Origin of the sequence: Natrialba magadii ATCC 43099, from assembly GCF_000025625.1 — an archaeon.
GTDB lineage: Archaea > Halobacteriota > Halobacteria > Halobacteriales > Natrialbaceae > Natrialba > Natrialba magadii.
In genome coordinates, this window is record NC_013922.1 from 2,172,377 (window position 1) to 2,195,027 (window position 22,651).

24 protein-coding genes are annotated in these 22,651 nt (G+C 63.0%); 9 read left to right on the forward strand and 15 right to left on the reverse strand.

Annotation, left to right across the window (positions count from 1 at the left end; all coding sequences use genetic code 11):
* Nucleotides 1-217: 217 nt before the first annotated feature.
* The 4 genes from NMAG_RS10160 to NMAG_RS10175 form a co-directional block, all read right to left on the reverse strand.
* A complete protein-coding gene (locus NMAG_RS10160) occupies nucleotides 218-1,765 on the reverse strand; it encodes a UbiD family decarboxylase (RefSeq protein ID WP_004267333.1) in 1,548 nt (515 codons plus the stop codon).
* On the reverse strand, nucleotides 1,762-3,360 hold the full coding sequence (locus NMAG_RS10165) for a UbiD family decarboxylase (RefSeq protein WP_004267332.1): 1,599 nt from the start codon (nucleotides 3,358-3,360) through the stop codon (nucleotides 1,762-1,764). The genes NMAG_RS10160 and NMAG_RS10165 overlap by 4 nt, the downstream gene beginning before the upstream one ends.
* A complete protein-coding gene (locus tag NMAG_RS10170; protein ID WP_004267331.1) occupies nucleotides 3,357-3,974 on the reverse strand; it encodes a hypothetical protein in 618 nt (205 codons plus the stop codon). Before NMAG_RS10170 ends, NMAG_RS10165 begins: the two co-directional genes overlap by 4 nt.
* 317 nt (nucleotides 3,975-4,291) lie before the next feature.
* Entirely contained in the window at nucleotides 4,292-4,486 is a 195-nt protein-coding gene (locus NMAG_RS10175) for a cold-shock protein (RefSeq protein WP_004267330.1), read from the reverse strand.
* Nucleotides 4,487-4,707: 221 nt separating this feature from the next.
* Between NMAG_RS10175 and NMAG_RS10180 the strand changes: the two genes are divergently transcribed.
* On the forward strand, nucleotides 4,708-4,917 hold the full coding sequence (locus NMAG_RS10180; RefSeq protein ID WP_004267329.1) for a hypothetical protein: 210 nt from the start codon (nucleotides 4,708-4,710) through the stop codon (nucleotides 4,915-4,917).
* A 9-nt stretch (nucleotides 4,918-4,926) separates the two neighbouring features.
* Here the strand turns inward: NMAG_RS10180 and NMAG_RS10185 are convergent, their stop codons facing one another.
* Nucleotides 4,927-5,670 carry a carbonic anhydrase gene (locus tag NMAG_RS10185; protein ID WP_004267328.1) on the reverse strand — a complete coding sequence of 248 codons (744 nt, stop codon included), beginning with the start codon at nucleotides 5,668-5,670 and terminating at the stop codon, nucleotides 4,927-4,929.
* Between the two features lie 113 nt (nucleotides 5,671-5,783).
* On the opposite strand from NMAG_RS10185, the gene NMAG_RS10190 reads away from it, so the two are divergent.
* Nucleotides 5,784-6,800, forward strand: coding sequence for an NADP-dependent oxidoreductase (locus tag NMAG_RS10190; protein ID WP_004267327.1), 1,017 nt, complete (start codon nucleotides 5,784-5,786; stop codon nucleotides 6,798-6,800).
* Between the two features lie 86 nt (nucleotides 6,801-6,886).
* Here the strand turns inward: NMAG_RS10190 and NMAG_RS10195 are convergent, their stop codons facing one another.
* The 4 genes from NMAG_RS10195 to NMAG_RS10210 form a co-directional block, all read right to left on the reverse strand.
* On the reverse strand, nucleotides 6,887-7,459 hold the full coding sequence (locus NMAG_RS10195) for a zinc ribbon domain-containing protein (RefSeq protein WP_004267326.1): 573 nt from the start codon (nucleotides 7,457-7,459) through the stop codon (nucleotides 6,887-6,889).
* Between the two features lie 86 nt (nucleotides 7,460-7,545).
* Nucleotides 7,546-8,358, reverse strand: a complete 813-nt coding sequence (locus NMAG_RS10200) for an ABC transporter permease (RefSeq protein ID WP_004267325.1) — start codon at nucleotides 8,356-8,358, stop codon at nucleotides 7,546-7,548.
* Nucleotides 8,358-9,425 carry an ABC transporter ATP-binding protein gene (locus NMAG_RS10205; RefSeq protein WP_004267324.1) on the reverse strand — a complete coding sequence of 356 codons (1,068 nt, stop codon included), beginning with the start codon at nucleotides 9,423-9,425 and terminating at the stop codon, nucleotides 8,358-8,360. The genes NMAG_RS10200 and NMAG_RS10205 overlap by 1 nt, the downstream gene beginning before the upstream one ends.
* Nucleotides 9,426-9,541: 116 nt before the next feature.
* Nucleotides 9,542-10,789 (reverse strand): site-2 protease family protein, encoded by a 1,248-nt coding sequence (locus NMAG_RS10210; RefSeq protein ID WP_004267323.1) that lies wholly within the window; start codon nucleotides 10,787-10,789, stop codon nucleotides 9,542-9,544.
* Nucleotides 10,790-11,070: 281 nt separating this feature from the next.
* Between NMAG_RS10210 and NMAG_RS10215 the strand changes: the two genes are divergently transcribed.
* The 3 genes from NMAG_RS10215 (at nucleotide 11,071) to NMAG_RS10225 (ending at nucleotide 13,508) form a co-directional block, all read left to right on the forward strand.
* The gene (locus tag NMAG_RS10215) at nucleotides 11,071-11,601 is read left to right on the forward strand and encodes a 50S ribosomal protein L16 (protein ID WP_004267322.1); all 531 of its coding nucleotides are present in this window, start codon (nucleotides 11,071-11,073) and stop codon (nucleotides 11,599-11,601) included.
* A 233-nt stretch (nucleotides 11,602-11,834) separates the two neighbouring features.
* Entirely contained in the window at nucleotides 11,835-12,584 is a 750-nt protein-coding gene (locus NMAG_RS10220) for a hypothetical protein (RefSeq protein WP_012996637.1), read from the forward strand.
* Nucleotides 12,585-12,632: 48 nt separating this feature from the next.
* Complete coding sequence (locus NMAG_RS10225; RefSeq protein WP_004267320.1) at nucleotides 12,633-13,508, forward strand: ATP-grasp domain-containing protein; 876 nt, start codon at nucleotides 12,633-12,635, stop codon at nucleotides 13,506-13,508.
* Between the two features lie 127 nt (nucleotides 13,509-13,635).
* Here the strand turns inward: NMAG_RS10225 and NMAG_RS10230 are convergent, their stop codons facing one another.
* Together NMAG_RS10230 and NMAG_RS10235 are read right to left on the reverse strand one after the other, a co-directional pair.
* Nucleotides 13,636-14,037 (reverse strand): Hsp20/alpha crystallin family protein, encoded by a 402-nt coding sequence (locus NMAG_RS10230; protein WP_004267319.1) that lies wholly within the window; start codon nucleotides 14,035-14,037, stop codon nucleotides 13,636-13,638.
* 171 nt (nucleotides 14,038-14,208) lie between these two features.
* Nucleotides 14,209-15,222 (reverse strand): type II glyceraldehyde-3-phosphate dehydrogenase, encoded by a 1,014-nt coding sequence (locus tag NMAG_RS10235; RefSeq protein WP_004267318.1) that lies wholly within the window; start codon nucleotides 15,220-15,222, stop codon nucleotides 14,209-14,211.
* Between the two features lie 196 nt (nucleotides 15,223-15,418).
* Here NMAG_RS10235 and NMAG_RS10240 point away from each other — a divergent pair, with 196 nt between their 5' ends.
* Nucleotides 15,419-16,381, forward strand: coding sequence for an aminopeptidase (locus NMAG_RS10240; protein WP_004267317.1), 963 nt, complete (start codon nucleotides 15,419-15,421; stop codon nucleotides 16,379-16,381).
* Nucleotides 16,382-16,535: 154 nt separating this feature from the next.
* On the opposite strand, the gene NMAG_RS10245 is transcribed toward NMAG_RS10240, so the two are convergent.
* Together NMAG_RS10245 and NMAG_RS22100 are read right to left on the reverse strand one after the other, a co-directional pair.
* The gene (locus NMAG_RS10245) at nucleotides 16,536-16,784 is read right to left on the reverse strand and encodes a hypothetical protein (RefSeq protein ID WP_004267316.1); all 249 of its coding nucleotides are present in this window, start codon (nucleotides 16,782-16,784) and stop codon (nucleotides 16,536-16,538) included.
* A gap of 29 nt (nucleotides 16,785-16,813) precedes the next feature.
* Nucleotides 16,814-16,987, reverse strand: coding sequence for a hypothetical protein (locus tag NMAG_RS22100; protein ID WP_160165662.1), 174 nt, complete (start codon nucleotides 16,985-16,987; stop codon nucleotides 16,814-16,816).
* Nucleotides 16,988-17,131: 144 nt separating this feature from the next.
* On the opposite strand from NMAG_RS22100, the gene NMAG_RS10250 reads away from it, so the two are divergent.
* The 3 genes from NMAG_RS10250 to NMAG_RS10260 all read left to right on the forward strand — a co-directional run bounded on the left by NMAG_RS10250 (nucleotide 17,132) and on the right by NMAG_RS10260 (nucleotide 19,394).
* Nucleotides 17,132-17,785: an HVO_0476 family zinc finger protein gene (locus NMAG_RS10250; protein WP_004267315.1), complete on the forward strand. Its 654-nt coding sequence runs from the start codon at nucleotides 17,132-17,134 to the stop codon at nucleotides 17,783-17,785.
* Between the two features lie 103 nt (nucleotides 17,786-17,888).
* Nucleotides 17,889-18,554: a protein-L-isoaspartate(D-aspartate) O-methyltransferase gene (locus NMAG_RS10255; protein WP_004267314.1), complete on the forward strand. Its 666-nt coding sequence runs from the start codon at nucleotides 17,889-17,891 to the stop codon at nucleotides 18,552-18,554.
* A 93-nt stretch (nucleotides 18,555-18,647) separates the two neighbouring features.
* Nucleotides 18,648-19,394: a protein-L-isoaspartate O-methyltransferase family protein gene (locus NMAG_RS10260; protein WP_004267313.1), complete on the forward strand. Its 747-nt coding sequence runs from the start codon at nucleotides 18,648-18,650 to the stop codon at nucleotides 19,392-19,394.
* Between the two features lie 252 nt (nucleotides 19,395-19,646).
* Here NMAG_RS10260 and NMAG_RS10265 read toward each other — a convergent pair whose 3' ends face one another.
* Both NMAG_RS10265 and NMAG_RS10270 read right to left on the reverse strand, forming a co-directional pair.
* A complete protein-coding gene (locus NMAG_RS10265) occupies nucleotides 19,647-21,785 on the reverse strand; it encodes a bacterio-opsin activator domain-containing protein (protein ID WP_004267312.1) in 2,139 nt (712 codons plus the stop codon).
* Nucleotides 21,786-22,021: 236 nt separating this feature from the next.
* Entirely contained in the window at nucleotides 22,022-22,450 is a 429-nt protein-coding gene (locus NMAG_RS10270) for a group I intron-associated PD-(D/E)XK endonuclease (protein ID WP_004267311.1), read from the reverse strand.
* Nucleotides 22,451-22,651 lie beyond the last annotated feature (201 nt).

Below are 22,651 nucleotides of genomic sequence, written 5' to 3' on the forward strand. Positions count from 1 at the left end.
TTGATTCTGTCAGGCAACTTCTGTGCTGCATCCATGCTCTCTATTCAGCACGCCTGCTGAAACCTATCACCGATCGAGGGTTTCAGCAAGGCCTTTCGTCCAGAAACACACCCGTTGTTGCTATAGTAGCCACTGCAAGTCACTGCACACCTGATCGCCGAGCAGGCTGGCGATCAGTGTGTAACTAGTTGCAGTTGTTACTATAATTCCCAACTCGTCACTCCGCCGACTCGGACTCGTCGCCGACGTTGGCCATCGATTCGGGCTCGAATCCGAACTCCGTCCACGAGTCCCGAACTGCCTCGCGGAGTTCTGGCGGGTACGACTCGTCGAACGAGACTCTGGGTGCGATGTACTCGTCCGTCCAGCGCGGGTCCCAGGTGGCGTCGACGTAGAGGCGTGCACCGGTCTCGCCGCCGTCTTCGTGGGTGTTCTCGCCCGCACCTCCACTGCTGCCTCGGCCGTACGTCGGCATCCGCGCGCTCGGCGCGTCGGGCTCGCTCACCAGCCAGTCCCGCGAGGGGTGGGCCTTGACCCAGCTATCGCCGAGTGCCCGGCCGAGATTTCGCGGGCTAATCTCGGTGTCGACGACGAGCACCTTGTCGAAGCAATCAGAGAGCGAGAACAGCAGGTTCGCAAGCTGCCACTCGAAGCCGGCGTAGAGAATCTCCGAAGCCACGAGACAGAGTCCGAGTCGCCCCTCCGCGGGCAACAACAGCCAGTCAACCGGCGCGACACCCCAGTAGCTGTTGACCCGATTGAACAGCGTCGCCGACAGCGACAGGGCTGCAAGCTGCAGGTCGTCCGACAGCGGCACCCCCAGCGGCGTGAACGGCACGACCGGCTCCTCACGAGTGAAGATCGCGTCGGACTCGAGTGTCAGCGTCGCTCCGCCACCCAGTCGCTCCCAGAACTCGCGTTTCTCGGACTGCGTTGCAGGCTGGCGGTCGGCAACGGTGGTCTCGACGACGACCTCCGCGGAACTTGGGACCACGCCGCCGGCGGTGGGAATAACGGGAACCGTCGCGCCGACGCCGCGGTCCTCGATCGGCGTCTCGAGTCGGTCCGTGATCGCGAGCAAGTGTGTCGCCGCGAGTGCTTCCGGGGGAACACCGAGTGCAATGGTGATCGACGTGCCCGTCTCGAGGAGGTCTCGCTCGGCGACCGCTGCCGGCACTCGGGCACGGATGGTGTCGCCGTCGAGGACGGTGCCGTGAATCGGTGCCCAGTAGGAGCCTCGATCGGTGCCGATCGAGAGCAGTCCGAGGGTAAACCGCGGCCAGGCTTCGTCCGGCGGTGTCGGGAGTCCGAGTTCCCGGAGATCCTGCGCCGTCGCGTCGGCAGCGCGCTCGACGTAGGTCACGTCGCGCTCGTCGCGGCGCTCGCCGAGCGCGAGGAGGGACTCGAGTACGTCGGTGTAGGCAGGGTCCTGGTCGATGCCGAGTCCGATGCCGAGTCGGGTCCAGGGGTAGCGCTGGCGGTGTCGGGAGTCCGTTGTGCGTTGGCCGCGAGATTGGTCGATGCCGCCGTAGACGCCGCTTGCGAGGGTGACAGTGGTTGCGGTTGGTGCGGTTGGTGCGGTGGGTACGGTGGGTACGGTGGATGTACCCTCGCGGCCGGTTTCGGGTTCTATCTCGATCGCGTGGCCACCCGCTCGAAGCGCCTCCGCGGCGACGACCTGCGGGGAGCAGTCGGTGGGCCGGGAGAGCGTGCGACAGTCGTCGGTTCGGTGGAGGAACTCGAGGTGTTTGCGGAAGGCGGTCATCGGTGGTGCTGTGTTCGACTCGTTCGGGACTGGTCGCTGCGGTCGGTCGTGTGGTGCGGTTCGCCCATCGTGTCGGTTTCGGCAGCGACGCCTGCCACGTCGGACACACCGGACACACCGGCCTCGGCGAGCAGATCGCGTGCGCGCCGACGCTCCTCGGGATTGCCGATAGTCTGGGTCGGCCGGTCGCCGTCCGAGAGCGCGTCGATGTACGCCTTCGCGGTCTTCGACTTCGACGTGCCGACGGCGGCGCTGCCCTTCTCGTCGGGCGTCTGGTAGATGTTGAGCGGCACTTTTGGCATGCGCTCGACGCCGAACTGGTGGAAGTCCGTCGCCGGATCGGCGTGCAGCGCGAGCGCTTCTACAACTGCGCGCGAATCGAGCGGGTTGACCTCGCGGTCGACGAAGACGAAGCAGTCGATGTGGAGCATCCCCCAGGTGGTGAAGATGAAGTTCGCGAGTTCGTGTAGCGCGCCCGGATAGGGCCGATCCGTTGCAATCACCCAGACCGTTCGCTCGGTGTAGGGCCAGGGCGCGGCCATCTCGACGTCGTAGCCCGCGGCGCGCAGGCCAAGGGTGGCGTCCGGTCCGGCGGCCGCGACCTGCAGCGAACTCGTCGAGTTGCTGGCGTCGCCGACGCCAGACCCCTCCACACAGAAGGGAAGGTACGGCCGCTCACGGTGGGTAATCGCGTCGACTGCGAGCACCGGCATGGAACGGCGCGGCCCGTTCACGTAACCGAAGTAGTCGCCAAAGGGTCCCTCGTCGAGTCGTTCCTCCGGAAGAATCCGCCCCTCGATGACGAGCTCGGCCGACGCCGGCACACGGAGGTCGCTCGTCTCGCAGGGAACGAGTTCGACCGGCGACTCCTGCAGCCCGCCGGCGAACGTCGCCTCGCTCCGGCCGACGGGAATCCACATCTCGCTGGCAGCGGTAACCGCCGGCCCCCCGCCCAGAGTGAGGGCAACCGGCATCGCCTCGTCGCGGCGCTCGTACTCGTAGTAGTAGCGATTCGGGAGCTGCTCGCCCGCGAGGAACAACACGCTCGCTCGCGACTCGCCGTGAATCATCGCCCGGTGGCGCGACCAGCGTCCCCACTCGCCGTCCGGATCAGGTGCGACCAGCGTCGTCAGGGTCGCGTAGCGTCCGCCGTCCTGCTGGTGGATGTACGGCCAGGGGAACTCGAGTAGGTCCGGATCGCTGCCAGCATCCGTGTGAGTGCGAACGACCTCCTTGCACGGCGCTGTCTCTGGCTCGACGACGGTCGGCTCGCGCTGGCTCTCGAGTCGGTCGATAAGCTGGGCGTAGTAGGCAGGCCCCGACTGCCGCGCCGGCTTCGGCAGAGCGAACGCCCGCGCGAGGTGGTCGAATTCCCGCCCGCGGGGACCGCGGTAGGGATCACCGACGAGGCGGGCAGCCGTCTCGTTCCCCTCGACGGATTCGAAGACCGGAATCCGCTCGTCGATTGCGTTCGCGGCCATCGTGATCGCGCTCGCCTCGAGATCCCAGGAGACTGGCGTTTCGATTTCGGTGAGTGTACCGGCGTTCTCGAGTACGGTGAGAAACTCACGGAACGTCGTTGCGGGGGTCGTCATCGGGAGGGATGGGTGCGATCGCGGTCAGTCGGGGTTGTCGTGGTCGGCGCGGTATCAGCATCGCTGCCCGCATCCCTACTCCCATTCCCATCCGCCTCCGTATTCGAGGCTGCGCGCTCGTTCCTGTCAGCCGTCCGCTCGAGCGCCTCACGCAACGGATCGGAGTCGTACTCGGTGCGAATCTCGTCGTACGCGTCGACCAACGACGGCTCTTGCTCGGCCAACTGGCTGAACAACAGTTCGCGGATGGCTGCCGACGAGGACTCGTAGCGTCCCGTCTCGACGAGATACTCGAGAAGAACCTTCAGATCGTCTGACCTCGTGTTGAGCACGTTCGAGCGCTCGCGCTGGGAGGACGCAAGGGACTCGAGTAGTGTCTCGTCGACGGCGCGGTCGACGAACTCGACGTACCACTGTTCGGTCGTGGTCTCGTGGGGGCCGCTGACGACCGAGAGGGGGTGTGGCTCCTCGAGGTGTGGTTCGGTTCTGGACAGACGGACGCGGGCCTCGAAGATTTCCTTCGTTTCGGGGTCGCGTAGCTGGAGGGTCGTTACTGTCTCGCCTGTCGCATCCTCGGGGACGTGTTCTGCGGCGGTGACGTACTGGTTCGCCATTGGTGGTGAGTCGTGTTCGGCTGCGTGCCAGTCGATTCGGTCGCCGAAAACCGCCCGACTGGGAAGTCAAACCGAAGCTACAGAGGCGAGCGAAATAAAAGGGCACGGTCCAATCGACCGGTTACGGTGCAGTCGCTCGGCTCGAGGTGCCAGGTACTGAACAGCCAGTGAGTGACGACAGCGCTGTCGCTCACAGGTGTAGAATACTGCAGTAAAGAGTCGATACCGTTACGAATTGGTAGTCCAACTGAAACGGGTTACACCCGCTCACACGAGAACGTGCGAGCGATGTGCACTGTGTTTCAGTTGTGTCTACCTTACAGGCGCTCGACGTTCGTCGCGCGTGGGCCCTTTGGGGCCTGCTCGATTTCGAACTCGAGCTCCTGTCCTTCCTCAAGGTCCGGGCCGCCGATGTCTTCCATGTGGAAGAACACGTCGTCGTCCGCGTCCTCAGTCTCGATGAATCCGTAGCCGCCAGTGTCGTTGAAGAAATCAACGGTTCCTTTCGCCATTGCTTTTGAAGAGATGGGTGCTGGACCCATAAACCCTGCGACTCGTCCGGTAGTGCGCAATAGCGGCGTGTTATGGGTGCTGTGTGCGCTTGGGGAGATAATTGCCGATACGTATCAGTATGGTCGCTGCTGAACTGAGTGACTCTGGTATCGCGCTTGCCTACTCGCGCCGACGTGTGTTGGTACCGCAACTATGTGATCTGGTCGTGCCATTGAATACCATGGATGGAGTTCTGAACGAACACACGAAAACGATCCACAAGCACCGGGGTGAGCACGTGGACCAGTCCGACGTGCAGACGATTTGCGGTGCGACTGCCCACGTGACTCACGGCCGATTACAACTCGTCTCAATCGACCGAACGACCGACGATCGAAGTATCACGCGCTGCGGGCGCTGTTTTTCGGACGCTGACAGCGGCGGCTACTGACTGGCCGGCTCACCACAGCAGACTGCACGTCGCAGACTCGAACTCCGACGGGAGGAGTTCGGCGATTGCCTCTGGCTTCGTCTCGCCATCGACGTTGACCAGATACGCGCGTCCGTGTTTGTCGCCGTAGACGCCCTGGAAGTCGTAGACGAATCCGTACACGCTGATCTCTTCGGGCACGTCCGCTGCGGTGCGGAGGAATTCGACCTGTCGGTCCACGTTGAACTCGACGAGCTGGTTGATGACCGTCTCGTCGTCGGCATCGGTATCGATCTGGTCGGACTCGAGTCCGGCCTCCACGACGGGGACGAGCTGTTCGACCCACTTGTCGACGCCGCGCGGGCCGGGAAGCTCGCCACCAGTTGCTGCCTCGTAGGCGGCTGTGACAGCACCGCAGCCGGTGTGACCGACGATGACGGCGGCGCTGGTGCCGGCGTGATGGATCGGATACAGCAGGCCGCCATCGACGATTCGCTCGCCGTGGTCGACGTCCCAGACCTGGTTGCCGATGTTGCTCGGTGTGAAGACGGAGCCGGGGTCGGCGACGTCCCACATTCGCTCCTGAGGGACGCGCGAGTCGGAACAACAGATCGAGACGACGTCCGGCTGCTGTCCGTCCTGCACGGCAGCGAAGTACTCGTCCGGTAGTGCGTCGGCATGTGCTGCATTGCCGGCGAGCAGGTCAGTTAGCACGGTGTGCTCGTCGCTCGGACAGGGTGGCACCTGTGAGTCCTGTTCGGCGTTCTCGCCCATATGAACTCACCCGCACACTGGCGTCAAAGGCGTTACTCTTTGGGAGTTCGCTGGCCTCGGTTGGTGGGTTCCGGGAACCAAATATTGACCTGTCGACACGCCGATGGAGGCGTATGGTAACGACGCGCCAGTGGCACCTCGCGAGCCGCCCGACCGGCGAACCGACGATGGAGAACTTCGACCTCGTCACGGTCGACCTCGATGATCCCGGTTCGGGTGAGGTACTCGTCCGGACGCTGTACCAGTCCGTCGACCCATACATGCGCGGCCGGATGCGCGACGCCGAATCCTATGAGGAGCCGTGGGACGTCGGCGAGCCGATGCAAGCCGGTGTCGTCGGCGAAGTCGTCGAGTCAAACCACGACGCCTATGAGTCGGGCGACATCGTCACCGGCGAACTTCTGTGGGCGGAACACGCCATCGCGGACGGCGACGACCTCCGGCCGGTCGATCCCGACCACGGCCCGATTTCGACTGCGCTCGGGACGCTCGGCATGCCCGGCGTCACTGCGTACTTCGGCATGCTCGACGTAGCCGAGCCGACACCGGGCGACACAGTCGTCGTCTCGGCGGCTGCTGGCGCGGTCGGCTCCGTCGCGGGCCAACTCGCTCGCCTCGCTGGCGCGCGCGTCGTCGGTACCGCAGGGTCCGACGAGAAGGTCGAGTGGCTCACCGACGAACTGGGCTTCGACGCGGCGATCAACTACAAGGAAACTGACGACCTCGGTCGTGCGATGGCTGAGGCCTGTCCGGACGGTATCGACGTCTACTTCGACAACGTCGGCGGGCCGATTACGGACGCCGTCTGGCCGCTACTCAACGTCCGCTCGCGGGTCGCTGTCTGCGGACAGATCTCGATTTACAACGCGACAGAGGTCCCGACCGGGCCGCGAAAGCTCGCCAAACTCATCGAGAGTCGCGCCCGCGTAGAAGGATTACTCGTTCGTGACTACGAGGATCGATGGGGCGAAGCACTCCGACGGCTCTCGACGTTCATCCAGAACGAGGAGATCCGGTACCGCCAGCACACTGTGGAGGGCTTCGAGAACGCACCCGACGCGTTCCTCGGGCTGTTTGAAGGGGACAATATCGGCAAACAGCTCGTGCAGGTCGGCGAGTACGAGTCGTAGTGGGGAAGAACAGCGACACACGGCGACAGACAGCGCCAAACCGCGACAGACAGCAACAAACGGCGACACACAGTGTTTGCCACTTCTCAGACAATCTCCGGTGTGAGCGGATACTGCCAGGCCTCTCCATCGTTCGCCTTCACCGCCGCGACGACACAGAACGCGATATCGAGGAGCGGGAGGATGAGCAGACCGAGAATACCGACGCCGACGATGACCAGCATCAGCGAGAGCAGCATGTAGATGGCGAACATAATCTGCCAGTTCACCGCCATCCGCGCGTTCGCGTCGACGAACTCGTCCTCCGTGACGAGGAGGACGATCAGCGGGCCGATGACCCACGTGAAGATTGCGAGCAGATGCGTCACGGCAGCGAACGACGTATCGTTTCGCCGTGTTCCGTACCCTGCCGCATCGTAGCCGCCCGCCCCGTATCCAGCCTGCTCGTAACTCCCGGAGCCGTAGTCGTCCGTTCCATAGTCATCGGCCCCGTAGTCGTCGGTTCCGTAGTCGTTCGTTCCCCACTCATCCGTTCGGCCTCCGTCCCTACCTTCATCACCTTCGCTATCGCGACCGACTTCCGCACCACACGCCGAACAATAATTTGCGCCGGACTCGAGTACCGACCCGCAGTTCCAGCAGTATTCCTCAGTCGCCATACTGTGAAAATACCCTCTAGATACAATAAAACGGCGTTACTCGAGTGGCTGGTACCGACCAGTGCGTTCGCGCTCCGGTCGCCCGCTCAGTCAGTGAGCCCGTACCCGATCTTGAACAGGTAGACGTCGATCGCGAGGACGACGACGGTCAGCAGTGTGAGCACGCCGAGAGAGGCAAGCGGCGCAAACTCGGCGTAGGCGGCCGGCGCGACCTCGAACATGTCCGAGTAGCCGAGCAGACCGTAGCGGACGCTGTCGACCATGTAGACCATCGGGTTCAGCAGCGAGACGGCCTGCCAGAGCGGTTCGAGCATCGTCAGCGAGTAGAAGACGGCACCGAAGAACACCAGCGGGCGCAGGATGAACTGGTTCATGACGGTGAGGTCGTCGAAGTCCCGCGCGACGAGGCCGCCGATGATCCCCAGTCCCGCAAAGAGCGCGGCGATGACGACCATCGTGGCCACGAGGAAGAGACCGTTCTCGATGCTGATCGGCACGAACAGGCGGCCAATGGCGGCAATGATGACGCCGACGATCAGCCCGCGGACGGCACTCGCGGAGACGTAGGCGACGACCATTTCGACGTACGACAGCGGCGAGGTCAGCGTTTCGTGGATGTACTCGTTCCATCGCCCGTGGAAGATCGAGAACGAGGCGTTCTCGAAGGCGTTCGAGATGGTCCCGAGGACGATGAGTCCAGGGATGAGAAAGAGGATGTAGCCAAAGTCGGCACCCTCCACGCCCTCAACCGGGCTGTCGATGCGGCCGCCGAGAATCATCCCGAAGACGGCGAAGTAGAGCACGTTCGTGATCGCCGGCGGCATGAACGTGTTCTTCGGCCGGCGGATGAATCGTAGGAGTTCGCGCTTGAACAGGGCGCGAAAGCCAACGGAGAGCATCAGGCGACCCCCTCCTGTTCGCGCTCTTGCTCGTGTTCCTGATCGTGCTCTTGCGTCTGGTCGTACTCCGATTCACTAGCACCATCATCGCCAGCAGCCCCTCCACTTGCGCTCGACGCAGACGACCGCGTCACCGACCGGTCCTCCTGGCGCGTCAGATCCACGAAAATCTCCTCGAGTGACGTCCGCGAAATCTCGAGGTCCGCAATCTCGTGACCCGCCGCTTCCAGATCGTGCAACACCTGCGGCACGGTCGACCCGCCGTCGTCGACGCGGATCTCGAGTTGGTCGCCGCTCGTCGACACCTCGTGGGCGTACGCACCGAGTTCGGACTCGATGGTCGTGCCAGCGGGTGGGGTGGACTCGAGTAGAATTTCGATCGTGTCGGTGCCGCGCCGTTTGAGGTCGTCCGGTGTTGCCACGGTAACTTTGTGGCCCTCGTTCATGATGGCGACGCGGTCACAGAGGCGTTCAGCTTCCTCGATGTAGTGGGTCGTCAGGAGGATGGTGGTCCCTTCCTCGTTGAGTTCGGTGACGAGGTCCCAGAGGTCGTGGCGCAGTTGGACGTCCACGCCCGCGGTTGGCTCGTCCAGAATCAGCAAGTCAGGATCAGTAACGAGCGCCCGCGCGAGGAGCAGGCGGCGTTTCATCCCGCCGGAAAGCCAGTCGAAGCGTTCGTTTCGCTTGTCGTAGATGCCGACACGCTTGAGTACCTCGTCGGCGCGGTCGGCGGCTTCGTCTTCGGCGATTCCGTGGTAGCCGGCCTTATGCTGCAGCACTTCCCGAACCGGAAAGAATCTGTCAACATTAAATTCCTGTGGTGCAAGCCCGATTGCATTGCGAGCCTGCTGGTAGTCGTCCTCGACGTCGTAGCCGAAGACCTGCGCTTCGCCACCCGACTTGCGGACGAGACCGACGAGCGTGTTGATGAACGTCGTCTTCCCGGCCCCGTTGGGGCCGAGAAGGCCGAAGAACTCGCCCTCTCCGACGGTGAGCGACAGCTCGTTTAACGCGCGCAACTCCCCGTAATCCTTCACGAGATCGACGGTCTCGATGGCCGGTGGCATCGGCGCACTCTCGGCCACCGTTGCGGTTAAGAATGTTGGTCTCGGCACGCGAAACGGGTGTTTCGGCGGCTATCGAACCCCCAGTTTGGTCGTCAATCGGTCGTCGATCGTCACTCTCAGTCCGCGCGCTGGGCCTGTGCTGCGGCCCCGACCGCACCGCTTTTCTGGACGATGTCGAAGGCGGTCATGATGTCAGAGCGCGAGATGAGGCCAACGAGGTCGTCGCCCGCCCGTGGTTCACTGCCTGGCGGAACGTCGGTGTCCTGACCCGGCACAGTGCCGTGGCCATTTCGCTCGACGACGAGCAGCCGACCGATACCGTTCTCGTGCATCTGTTCGATCGCGGTCATCGCGTCGGACTCCGCGGAGATGGTCTTCAGATCCGTCGTCATAATCTCTTCGACCGTGTGGGCGTCGCGTTCGACTGGCTGGATCTCGCGAGCGTCCTCGAGCGTCACGAGTCCGACCAGCTGACCGCCGCCGGAACCGTTGGATTCGACGACCGGGTATCCCGTGTGGCGCTCACTGAACATCCGCTGGATTAGCTGTGCGACGGAGGCGTCGGGGGTGACCGTGTGGAGGTCATTCGCGGGCGTCATGATGTCCGAGACGGTCACGTCCTGAAACGCTGCTTTCATCGTCACCTGCTGGGCCTCGCTGGAGGCGGCGATGTAAACGAAGAACGCGACCCCGAGCAGGATGATGTTGATTGGTGGAAGAAGCGCAAACAGCCCCATCAGGACTGCGAAGAGCTTCCCGATGCTTGCGGCCTGCTGGGTCGCCTTGGCGTATGGCCTCGTGCGAGCGAGGAAAGCACGCAGGACGCGACCACCGTCCATCGGGAACGCAGGCAGCATGTTGAATACTGCCAACGCGATGTTCAGGATTGCGAGGTACGCGAGCACGAACTGGGTGCCGTCCATGCTCGATGGAGTGACGTAGAAGAGCCCGAACGAAGCGATACCGACGAGGACCGAGACGATGGGGCCAGCGATGGCGATTGCGAATTCCTGCCGCCAGTCTTCGGGCATTTCAGAGAACGCAGCGACGCCGCCGAACAGCCAGAGCGTAATCGACTCAATCGGGAAACCGTACCGCTGGGCGGTCAGCGAGTGGCCGAGTTCGTGAAAGATGACGCCGACGAACAGACCGAGCGCGGCCGCGAGGCCGAAGATCCAGGGGTTCCACCCGGCAGTAACGTACCCGATGTCGATGTCGGCCCCCATCATTACGTTGAGGAGTTCTGCGACGGTACCGATCTGGAGCCCGATAACATACGCAAAGAACGGGAGCACCAACAAGAACGTAATATCGAGTTTGATCGGAATCCCAAAGAGGGATCCGATCCGGAAACTCTTCATCATGCGTTATGATACCTGTGCTAGAAACTTAAGCACGCCGCCGCAATGAGCGGGTTTGCCTCACTCGAGTGGTCGCGTCTCGCTCCTGGCTCGCCTACTCGGTTTCGCCTTCTTGCTCCCTTCTTGCTCCCTTCTTGCTCCCTTCTTGCTCCTCCTTGCCCCGTTCTTGCGATACACTCACACGCGAAGCGCGAGTGCGAGCGGTCTCGTGGAGCGGTTTCGAGCGCGCGCTTCGAAGGCTTTATCCGGACGGTAGGCCTGCCTTTTCGTAAGTAACCACAACCATGTCAGACAAACCCGCCTCAATGTACCGGGACATTAGCAAGCCAGCATACACGCGACGCGAGTACATCACTGGCATTCCCGGCTCGAAGATTGCACAGCACCAGATGGGCGACCTGCAGGCAGATCCCGAGGACTACCCGGTTCAGATCAGCCTCATCACCGAAGAAGAGGTCCAGATCCGCCACGGCAGCCTCGAGGCCTCCCGCCTCTCGGCCAACCGTCACATGCTGAAAAACGCTGGCGAGCACCAGTACAAGATGATCCTGCGCAAGTTCCCCCACCACGTCATCCGGGAGAACAAGCAGGCAACCGGCGCGGGTGCAGACCGTGTTTCCGACGGGATGCGTCAGTCGTTCGGTAAAATCGTCGGCACCGCAGCCCGCATCGACGCCGGCGAGCGTATCTTCACGATCTGGTGTGACGTCGACGACGCCGAGTTCGCCAAGGACGCGCTCCGTCGCTCCTACAACAAGATCACGCCGCCGTGTCGCATCGTCGTGGAGAAGGGCGAAGAGAAGCTCATCGCCTAGACCGAGGCCCACCTTTTCCCTGCAGTCTATCGCACTGCTGCAGCAACGCTGTCAGACAGCGCGGTGTCTCTCGACACCACCCAGATACCCACCTGCTGCTCTGTCACTCCAGTCTTTCAGCGTTCGAGTGAGTTGCTGTATTTCGAACTGGCTGCTCAGAGTCCGCCACCGCCCGTTGGTTCGAGAGTCATCGAGACGAAAGAATAACGAGGGTTCGCTGTGGCTGACGGCGTATGGAACGTCGACGAGTGCTCGCCACTGCTGGCGGTTTGCTCCCGATCTCGGTCGCAGGCTGTGTTACCGTTTCGACTGAGTCAGCGGACGAAGACGACAGCCTTCCCGACCCAGTTGTCGAAGCCGTTCGCATTCCAGCAGTCACACACGTCGACCGCGAGGGCATGCCGCCTATCGAATCGATCGATGTGGATGCCGATTCTGATTCCGGCTCCGATTCCGGTTCCGATTCCGGTTCCGATTCCAAGACTAATACCAATACCAATACCAACACCAATACCAATACTAATTCAACTCCCGAACCCGCCGGCACGTTCGCAAACGATGGCGACCCCGGCGAGGCTACGATCCTGCTATATCTCCTCGAATCGGACGACAACACCGACTCCGTCCTCACAGCCGCCGCGCCCGCCTATGCCAGCAGTGCCCACTTCGACGCGGGCGAACGGCGCGAAATCGTCTTCGACGATGCCGATGTCGATCTCGACGGATACGACGCCTACTACCTCGAGGCCCAGATCGGTGCCATCGAGGCAGATGTCCGAAACGACGGCGAGGCCGGCCCCATCGACGTCACGCTCACCACACCGAGTGGTGGAGAGGTTCGCGGCCATATCGACGACCACCGGGCACTCGAGTTGGGCGCAGACGAAACCGAGACGGTCTCCTTCGAGGGGGCGTTTTCGCGGGAACAGGAGTCCTACGACGTGCGCGCGGAGGCGACGCATGCGGCGGAAGCCGACGAGTAGGTTCGGTATCGAGCTACCTTTTTGCCGTTCTACTCCTGACGTCGGTGTATGATCGATCTCGCGGTCGCCAACGCGAAGCAGACGTTCCAGCGGATGCGTGACCCGCTCGCAGAACGTGACATTCGAGTCCACCACGTGCCCGCGAGCGAGCGCGTAGTGGATCTGACCGACCCGCCGTGGGAGCCTGACGAGTACGATGTCGGCTTCGTCTACCCCGGCCGGCTGATGGAGGGCGGCGTCGCGGACGCCCTGCTCGAGATACCGTGGCTCAACGATCGCGAGGCAGTGTTGACCTCGCGGAACAAAGCTGCGGTCATCGCGCGACTCGATCGGGCTGGCCTCCCAGTTCCGACGTCGGTCTACGTCTCGAACGATGTCGACGAGGACGAACTGGCCGCTGTCTTCGCGCAGTTCGAACCCCCTGTCGTCGTCAAACCGAACTCGACCACGCGCGGCGTCGGCGTCGCGAAGGCCCACGATCTGGACTCGTTTCTGGGAATCTGTGACTACCTCTCGCTAGTCCACGACTACCGGGCGACCGGCGACCGCTCGTTTCTCGTCCAGGAGTACCTCCCCGACGCGACCGACTATCGCGTGATGGTACTCGAGTCCGACTACGTTGGCGCGGTCGAGCGGCGGTTGCCGGACGACGCGGTTCGGGAGGGGCAGTGGAAGCACAACGTCCACCGCGGTGCCGAGGCGACAGGGGTCGAGTTGTCGTCGGAGTGGCGAGAGATTGCCGAGGCTGCGGCGCGGGAACTCGAGATTCCCTTCGTCGGCGTCGATCTGCTCGTGACGGACGAGCGGGTGGTGATTAACGAGACGAACGCACGCCCGACGATCGACGCGGAGACGAAGTACGAACCGGCGTTTTACGATCGGCTGGCGGCTGCGATTCGTGCGACTGCGGCGCAGGGGCTGTGAGTCGGTGGTGTATGGTGAATCGGTACTCGGTGGCTGACCCAGAGGCAGAAGCAGAACAAGCGCGAACGGAAGTAGAACAAGCGCGAACGGAGACCGAAACCGGACGACTACTGGACCGCGGATCGACTTACTCGAGACTGATTCCCGAGGACTGTTCGGCCGGATCGAAGACGACCTCGAGCACGCCGTTGTTGTAGGTTGCAGAGGCCGTGTGTTCGTTGACCCGCTGTGGGAGCGTGATGCGCTCGTCGTACTGGCGGTGGTCGCTGCCCGCGGAGATGGTCAGCGTTTCACCGTCACACTCGAGGTCGATGTTTTCCTTTTCGACGCCGGGGAGGTCCGCAACGACGCGCAGTTCATCGTCAGTTTCGTGAATATCGACGTGCGTATCCATGCCAAAGCCGGTGTCGACGTTTCGAGCAGAGTTGAAGTTGACATTCGCGTCGGCACCGTTCATCATCTCGTTCATCATCCGCTCAATCTCGCGAAAGAGGTCATCGAAGGGCTCGTCGCGGTCGTCTCTTCGCATAGTCACCAGTAGTGGCCCACGGGGGAAAAACTTTCTGTCGGAACTAGTTGTTACGGTAACTCGAGGGGCGTTTCGAGCGTCGAATCAACTGTTTCGGTCCGAAACTGTTCGGCTCTTCTCGTGCCTTGTGGTGCCGTGATTGTGTGCTGGTGGAGAAGCGCGGTCGACGGCTCAGAGCCCGATGCCGAGCGTCTCGTCGGTCGTCTCGATGCTCTCCTCGGCGTCGGCTGTGCCGAGTACCGCACGAACCGCGTCGATGTTCTCCGGCACCACGTCGCTCTCCTGGTGGATTCCCTGGAAGAGGTAGAGGTCGCGACCCACGGTCGAGATGGACTCCTCCCAGATGGCGTTCTCCCAGACGTCGCCGCGTGGCCGGCCCGCATCGAGGGCGTACTCCTTCAGCTTCCCGCTGCCGTCGATAGCCATGTGTTCGGGGATCAGGAACAGTCGCGACTCGTCGGCGAACAGGTCGCGAACGTCGGCCGCGTCGACTTCCTCCTCGAGTGTGACGTTGAGGCTGTGCATGTGCATCTGCGTCGCCGGGACCTTCATCCCGAGCGTGTCGATGTCGAGGTCATCGAAGATGGTCTCGACGTCGGGGCCGTGGTGGGACGGAATCGTCACCGGGTTCGGGAGGATATCGTTGATCGGTCCACGGTCGGTCTGACCTGGATCGCCGCCGCGGCGGACGAGCGTGGCGCGGACCTTCTCGACGCCGTAGGTCTCGCGAAGCGGTGCGATGACGCGGGAGAGTCCGGTCGTGTTACAGGAGACGACGCGGACGTGATCGGCGTCGGTGGCGTCCTCGAAATTCGAGCGCGCGTTGAAGCTCACGTCGACCAGGTCGGCGTCCTCGCCACCCTGGTAGAGTGCGGGCGTCTCGTACTCCTCGTACAGCGATTTGTTCTCAGCGCCGATGCCGGAGGGCGTAGCGTCGACGACGATATCCGCGTCGGCGACGAGCTCGTCGACGGAGCCGGCGATGTCGAGTCCGGCCTCGTCGAACAGGTGCTCGCGTTCCTCGATGGCGGCGTAGAGGGCGAATCCCTTCTCGATAGCGGTCTCGGCCTCGAAGTTCGGCCGCGTCTTCGCGACGCCGAGAACTTCCATGTCGGGCTGGGCCCGGACGGCGTCTGCGACGCGTTTGCCGATCGTTCCGTAGCCGTTGATCGCGACCTGGATCATTGTGTGTATCCGGCAGTCCACTACCGAGGCGGATAACCGTTTCGAGGCTTCTCGCGGGATTTTTACTCGACTCAGAGTTTCTCAGCACGGTTTCCAGCACACTTCACAGCCCGTGTCCCGACCGCGGCACCACACCCTCCAGCGGCGCGACTCACAGAAGGGAAGACATATTCACTCCCCGCACACACCCTGTGGTATGTCTACCACTCCCACCACCCTTCGGGACCCAGCCGAAACCGCGGTCGAACAGTGTCTGGCACTCGAGTCCGACGAGTCCTGCGTGATCGTCACGGACGACAAGCGCGAGCAGATTGGTGAGGCGCTCTACGACGTGGCGAGTGAGGTTACAGACGATGCGGTGATCGTACGCTACCCGCCGGGATCGACCCACGGGAGCGAGCCACCAGCGCCGGTGTCGGCGGCGATGGCTGACGCGGACGTGGTGCTCGCGCCGACGACCAAGAGTTTGAGTCACACCCGCGCCCGAACCGAGGCCAACGAGGCTGGCGCGCGCGTCGCCACGCTGCCCGGAATCACCGAGGAAGTCTTCACGACCGGGCTCGATGCGGACTACGAACTGATCGCGGACCACTGTGCCGACGTTCGCGAGCAGGTCGACGACGCAGACGAGATTCGCGTCACTGCGCCCGCGGGGACCGACATCACGTTCGATGTCAGCGGCCGCGACTTCCTCTCGGATACCGGCATCGTCCACGAGCCAGGCGTCATGTCGAACCTCCCCGCCGGCGAGGTGTTCATCAGCCCCGAGAGCGCCAACGGGACGTTCGTCGTCGACGGGACGATGATGCCCCACGGACTCCTCGCAGACGACCAGACGCTCGCCTTCGAGGTCGAGGACGGCCTCGTCACGGACATTTCGGACGACGACATCCGCGAGACAGTCGAGAGTGCGGCCGAGGAGGTTGGCGACGCAGCGCGCAACCTCGCGGAACTCGGTATTGGAACCAACGTCGCCGTCACGGAACTCGTCGGTTCGGTCCTGCTGGATGAGAAGGCCGGCGGAACGGTCCACATCGCGATCGGTGACGACGCCGGTATCGGCGGCGACGTGGAGGCACCAATCCACCTCGACGGCATTATTCGTGGACCGACGGTGTACGCGGACGGCGCGGAAGTGAAACTTCCGCGAAGCGAGTGAGCGGTGTAACCGCGAACGCGTGGAGGTCGTAGACCTCCCAGAAAGCGAGCGGCGGTAGCCGCGAGTAGGCGCGGAAGTGAAACTTCCGCAGCGCGAGTAACGGAACGGCAGTCGCTGTTCTCACCCTGCTGAGGAGTGCCACAGTAGCAGCGTCTCAGAGCTCTTTGCGCGTTTCTTCTCTGCCGTACGCACCGTTTTCGATCGCGACGACGGTTCCCGGCGGTGAGCCCTCGAACTCGACGACGATTCGGTACGACGTCGTGTTGAACACGTCCTCGCAGGTATCCCTGCCATCGTGTTCCCGACCGATGCGGACCGTCAGTTCGTCGGTGTCTGCATCGTACTCCGGCTCCTCGATTTGGCTGGTGTAACAACTGTTTCCGATCGGAAAGACACCGCTCACCTGAATCTCTCGGCTGTCGGCGTCGTACGCTACCGTCGGCGGATCCTCACCGATTCCGGATTCATCTCCCGACTCCGTTCGTGTCTCGACAATTTCGGTTCCCCGGCCGCCTCCGTGCCGACCGCAGCGGAATCGACACAGCCGGCCAGTGCCGCCAGCATGAGTCCGGACGCCGACAGCAGGTCTCGTCGCGAGCGTCGCATACGTTCTCCCACAGTGACAGGATACAAGTGTTTTCTGTCGTCCACTCGTTGCGGCTGGCAGGCACCCTCCAGTACCGAGCAGTCGAATCGCTCCGTCAGCACAGGTCCAATCGCCTTTTAGGCACGTAGCGTCTACGCCGTGTTATGAACGATATTCCGGATCGGATTCCGACGCCGTGTCCGTCGTGCTCGCCGGACCTCGAAACCGTCCACGAGGTCCTCACCGAGGGCGGCGGCTCCCTCACCGTGCGCTGCAGCGAGTGTGGCCACGTCCACAAGATACAGCCAGAACAAGAGCGCGAGGTCACGCTTGACGTCGTCGTCTCGCAGGACGACGAATCGTTCACTGCCAACGTGACGACACCCGACGGCGCGACCATCGAGGTCGGCGACGAATTCCTCCTCGAAACGGAGGAGGTCCTCTCGACCGTTCGCGTGACCAGCCTCGAACTCGACGGCCAGCGCCGCGTGGAGAGCGCCCCGGCCGACGAGATCGAGACCGTCTGGACCCGCGAGGTCGACAACGTCTCCGTCGATATCACGATCCACCCACAGGACGGCTCGCGCGACGACAGCCGAAGCATCACGGTTCACGTCCCCGGCGACTACGAATTCGAGGTCGGTGCGGTCGACGACTTCGGTGACGACGAGTTCGAAATCGACGCTTTCGTCGTCCGCAAGGCAGTCACGGGCTACGATCGCGACCGGTACGATATGGAAGGCGATACGGTGCCAGCGAAGGACGTCAAGCGCATCTATGCTTACGACGAGACCTCGAGCGCGTGGTCGGCCTGGTAGCGAGCGCAAGTTACCCCATCCCGGCGCTTACCCTTACTCTGAGCGAGCACGCACGTGCGCCCCCATACTCTTTCCTCCCGAACGCCAATTAGTACCTATACCTATGTTCGATCGCTTCGGTCGCGATACCGACGATCCGGACGTCGGCGACTTTACAGCCGCTCGCGAGCGGATGGTCCAAACCGTCTCCCACCGCGTCGACGACGAGCGCGTCCTCGACGCACTCGAGTCCGTTCCGCGCCACGAGTTCGTGCCCGCCGACCGGCGTGGGAACGCCTACGCGGATCGACCGCTTCCCATTGGGGACGGTCAGACGATCAGCGCGCCGCACATGGTCGCGATCATGGCCGACCGTCTCGCACTCGAGCCGGGTGACGAGGTACTCGAGATCGGAACGGGCTGTGGCTATCACGCGGCCGTGACGGCCGAGATTGTGGGTCCGGAGCACGTGTATACTGTCGAATACAGCGCTGACCTCGCCGAGTTGGCCCGCGAGACGCTCGCAGCACTCGGCTACGGTGAGGTTTCCGTTCGGACGGGTGACGGCCGAGACGGGTGGGCCGAACACGCACCCTACGACGCGGCCTACTTCACCTGTGCGACGCCGTCGATTCCGGATCCGGTGCGTGAGCAGCTCCGGCCCGGAGGAACGGTCCTTGCTCCCGTCGGGACGAGCCACCAGACGCTCGTCGAGGCGACGAAACGGGACGAGGGCTCACTCGATCGGTCCGAGCACGGCGCGGTCCGGTTCGTTCAACTGCGTGGGTAAGCCTTCGACAGCACGCGTGACCCACCTGCCGACAGCGCTGACTCCGTCTTGCGCAAGCGCGCCATTCATATCCACCGACCAGATAGCTCGACTATGGACCCCGCGGTACTGCGAGAGGACATGGTCGACGGACTCGAGTCCCCCGCCAAGGACGTCCTTCAGAACGAGACCGTCGCCGTTGCGATGCGGGACGTGCCACGCCACGAGTTCGTCGATGACGAGCGGACGGCGTACGCCGACCGCGACCACGAGGTGCTCGGGACGCGTATGCTCTCGCCGAGCACTGTCGCTCGATTCATGGACGCCCTCGCACCGACAGCCGGTGATGACGTACTCGTCGTCGGTGCCGGCGTCGGCTACACCGCTGCGCTTGCCGCCGAGATCGCCGGCGAGACGAACGTCCACGCGATCGACATCGCTCGCCCACTCGTCATCGAAGCCCGGCAGAACCTCGCCAGCGCGGGCTACGACGGCGTTCTCGTCGACCGCCGCGACGGAGCCGAGGGGCTCCCCGAGTACGCTCCGTTCGATTGCATTCTGCTGGAGGCCGCCGTCGTGTCACCGCCGCGGGCGTTACTCGACCAGCTGGCTCCAGAGGGGAGACTGGTCTACCCGGAGGGGACCCAGCGCCAGCGCGTGGTCGCGGTCACCGAAGGCGGTGACCGGACCGAACACGATGTTGTCTCTCTGGAGCCGTTACTGGTCGAGGGTGAACAGCAGGGAACCATCGAACGGAATCGGATGGCGCGCGAAGATCGCGAGTACGCCCAGCGCCGCGCCGAATCCAGACGCGGCTGGGAACAGGACTGGATCGAGTGGGAACGGTCGGTCGACTCGTAAGCACTTGGGTGCTACGGCGCACGAGTGTGGCTCTGTGCGGCACGAAGCCAGTACGAAGCGTTGCCTACGAGAGCATCTCTCCAACCAGTTGAAAACAGGCCTACCTGTCGCTCGCAGGTGTTAGTTCCGGAAAGTGGGGGTGGGGATTAGGGGGTGGCGACAGTCTCTCGCAGATCGCCAGTTATGGATATGGACGGGAGGGGGTTAAGTATACTTTCTAACTGATTAGATACTCTTTGACCAAGGTACTAATCAATTAGAATGGCTGTCGAGTGCCAGCGTTACCAGCTTTCGTTCGGCCGCTCGGAGATGATAATGATACGTCGGCGACGACACGTCGAGCGCTGCCGCGAGGTCCTCTCCCGTACTCTCACGAGGCCACTCGAAGAAGCCGCTGTAGAACGCTGCTTGCAGCGCCTCGTGTTGCTTGTCGGTTAACTCCTCCTCGAGATAGGTGTCCAGCTGTCGGGCTGATCTGGTGCTCGTCGTCTCGCGGCGCGCCTCGAGTTCGGTCTCCGGATACCGTTCGGTGATCGCTTCGATCAGTGTCCGAGCCTCGACTCGCTTTGGTACGTCAAGGACGAGTGTCGAGACGCCCGCCTCCGCGGTGACGCTGCGTACCGTCACGTCGTAGGTCCGCAACACGTCGAGTAGCGGCGTCGTCGAACCGGTAATCTCGAACAGCGTTTCGTCTTCTCCGTCCGAGACGACCGAACAGGTCTCGAGCGCCGCCCACTGCTCGGCAACCGGCCGGATATCGGCCGACGACGGCGTGCTGACGAAACAGACGAACTCGTCGTCGTTCCGGTCGATAACGCCAGCCACCGTCAACGACTCTTCGATCCGCGTCGTCAGCCTGTTGAACAACAACCGCGAGTCGCGACACTCGAGTTCCAACTCGAGTCGGCTGTCGGTGAGCATCGCTCGCGTGCGCTCGATGGAGTGAATCGCGTGGCCGATGGTCTCGCCGAGTTCCGCGAGCACCTCGCGTTCGGCGTCACCGATGTCTTCGCCACCGCCGATGTGAACAAGCAGGACGCCGAACTCCCGCTCGCCGTCGGTGACAGGAACTGCGAGGACGCGCTGGAAGCCGTAGGTAAGCGCCTCGGCGCGGCGCTGGTCCCAGGCGTCGGTCTCCAGTACGTCGCGGACGACACAGGGTCGCTCCGCCTCGAGCGTCTGTCGAACGAGCGTCGCTTCAGGGGCCTGGCACCCGCCGTCGCGGATCCGGTCCATGTACGCCGCGTCGACGCCTTCCCAGGTGGTTGGCTCGGGCGGCTCGTCGGTGCTCGCGATCCAGGCGAACCGATAGCGATCCGTGTCGGCGAGCCGATCGCATACCGTCGTTTCGACCTCGTTTCGGGTCGAGGCCTGCGCAACGCCGTGGTTGATCTCACGGACGATCTCGTTGATGTGGTTGAGCCGCGTCAACTCCTCGTTTTGCTCGGTCAGCGTTCGGTCGTGCTCTCGCAGCAACTGCTCGCGTTCGGCCCGGTCGAGCGCTGCCTCCGTGTTCGCTGCCAGAATCTGGATCACCTCTGTCGTCGTCTCGGCGAACCCATCCGAATCCGTCGTCCCCGCGACGAGCGCCCCGTGGGATCCGAGCGGTACCACGACCTCACTGCGGTGAACCAGCTCTGTACGCAGGATGCCGCCCGCCTGCGTGCACTCGTTGTACTCCGTCACCGACCCCTCGGAGAACGCCTCCCAAATCATATCATTCGACCGCGCAGCGTCGATATCGGGATCGACAACCGCCCGCGACTCACCCGTCGAGGTCGACGCCGAGGCCGCTGCGACGTGCTCGAGTACCCGCTCCGTCGGCTCGAAGGTGTAGGCCGCCGCAGCCGCGACGTTTCGCATCTCCGCCGCCGTCTCGACCGCCGACTCGTAGATTTCCGCTTTCGTCTCTGCGCGCATCAACTCACGTGTCGTCTCGTGCAGCGTCGTCACCGTCCGCTCGTACCGGCGCTCGCTCTCGCGCAACTCCGTCTCCGCCCGGTACTGGGCAACCGAGTTCGTGATCTGATTCGCAAGCAGCGTATACTGCTCCTTGCCCGACTGCTTCTGAAGATACTGGGTTACTCCCGCGTCGATCGCTTCGCTCGCGACCGCCTCTGACCCGCGGCCCGTAAACAAAATGAACGGCAACTCCGGATCCACCGCCCGCACGCGCTCGAGCAATTCCAGCCCCGTCAACTCCGCCATCTCGTAGTCGCTCACGATACAGTCGACCGGCTGGCTATCGGCCTCGAGGTACTCGAGTGCCTCCGGCGCACTGGTCGCGGGGGTTGCGGCGATTGCATCGTGCTCGCGCTCGAGCATTTCGCTGGCAAGCCCGGCGAACCCGGGTTCGTTGTCGACGACGAGAACGGCAATCTGCTGTGACATAGTCGAGATTGAACTCCAGGTCGCCGATACTACGCGCGACACCGTTCTGTGACCGGCGACCTGTAACTGCTTCTATAACGTTTCAACCTGTACTAAAAGTTAGCCTTCTGGCTCCTGTCGTTCGTATTCACTCGGCGTGTTCGACGACGACCTTTCCACGGCCGCGCGTTGCCGCACTCGGTTTCGTGGATGGTACTCGAGTGCAGCGCGACAACGGGTGCACCGCGATACCGACATCACGGAAGTGCGGTATCGAAGTGAAACGCCGATGCCAGTCTGACGTGGGGGTGATCAATTTCGGGCCCCTCGAGTCGGAGGTACGTACTCTTTGACCCAACCTGCTCAGCTGGAACCCAGTAAAGTGTGTCTGTCTCGACACACCTCACGGCGAACGCGTCGACCGAGTTTCCGTAGTCGACGACAGTCACCTCTCCGTTTCTCGTCGTCTTGCTTGCCGTCTTGAACCGGAGGACAGCACCATCGTCCTCCTGCCAGCCGGTTTTGCACTGCACTCGGAACAAATCAGTGCCGGTATCGAGAATGAGGTCATACTTGTCGTTGTCTCCGAACGGCTGCGAGACAGTGTAGCCCTTCTCGAGTAGCCGGCACATGATCTTGCACTCGGTTTCGTCGCCGGTTTGTTTCGTGTTCGTCCTCACAGTCATCGCAGTTCGCCGGTGTTGGTTGCGTCTTCGTCCTCACAGTCATCGCAGTTCGCCGGTGTTGGTTGCGTCTTCGTATATGAACTCTCGGCTGTGTTGTGGGGTCGTCGCGCTACAGGAACTCGAGGCCGCTTGCTCTTCGAGGCAGGATGTTCGCGACACAGCTACGCTGGTCGCTCACGAATTAGAAATCGAAGAAGCGCC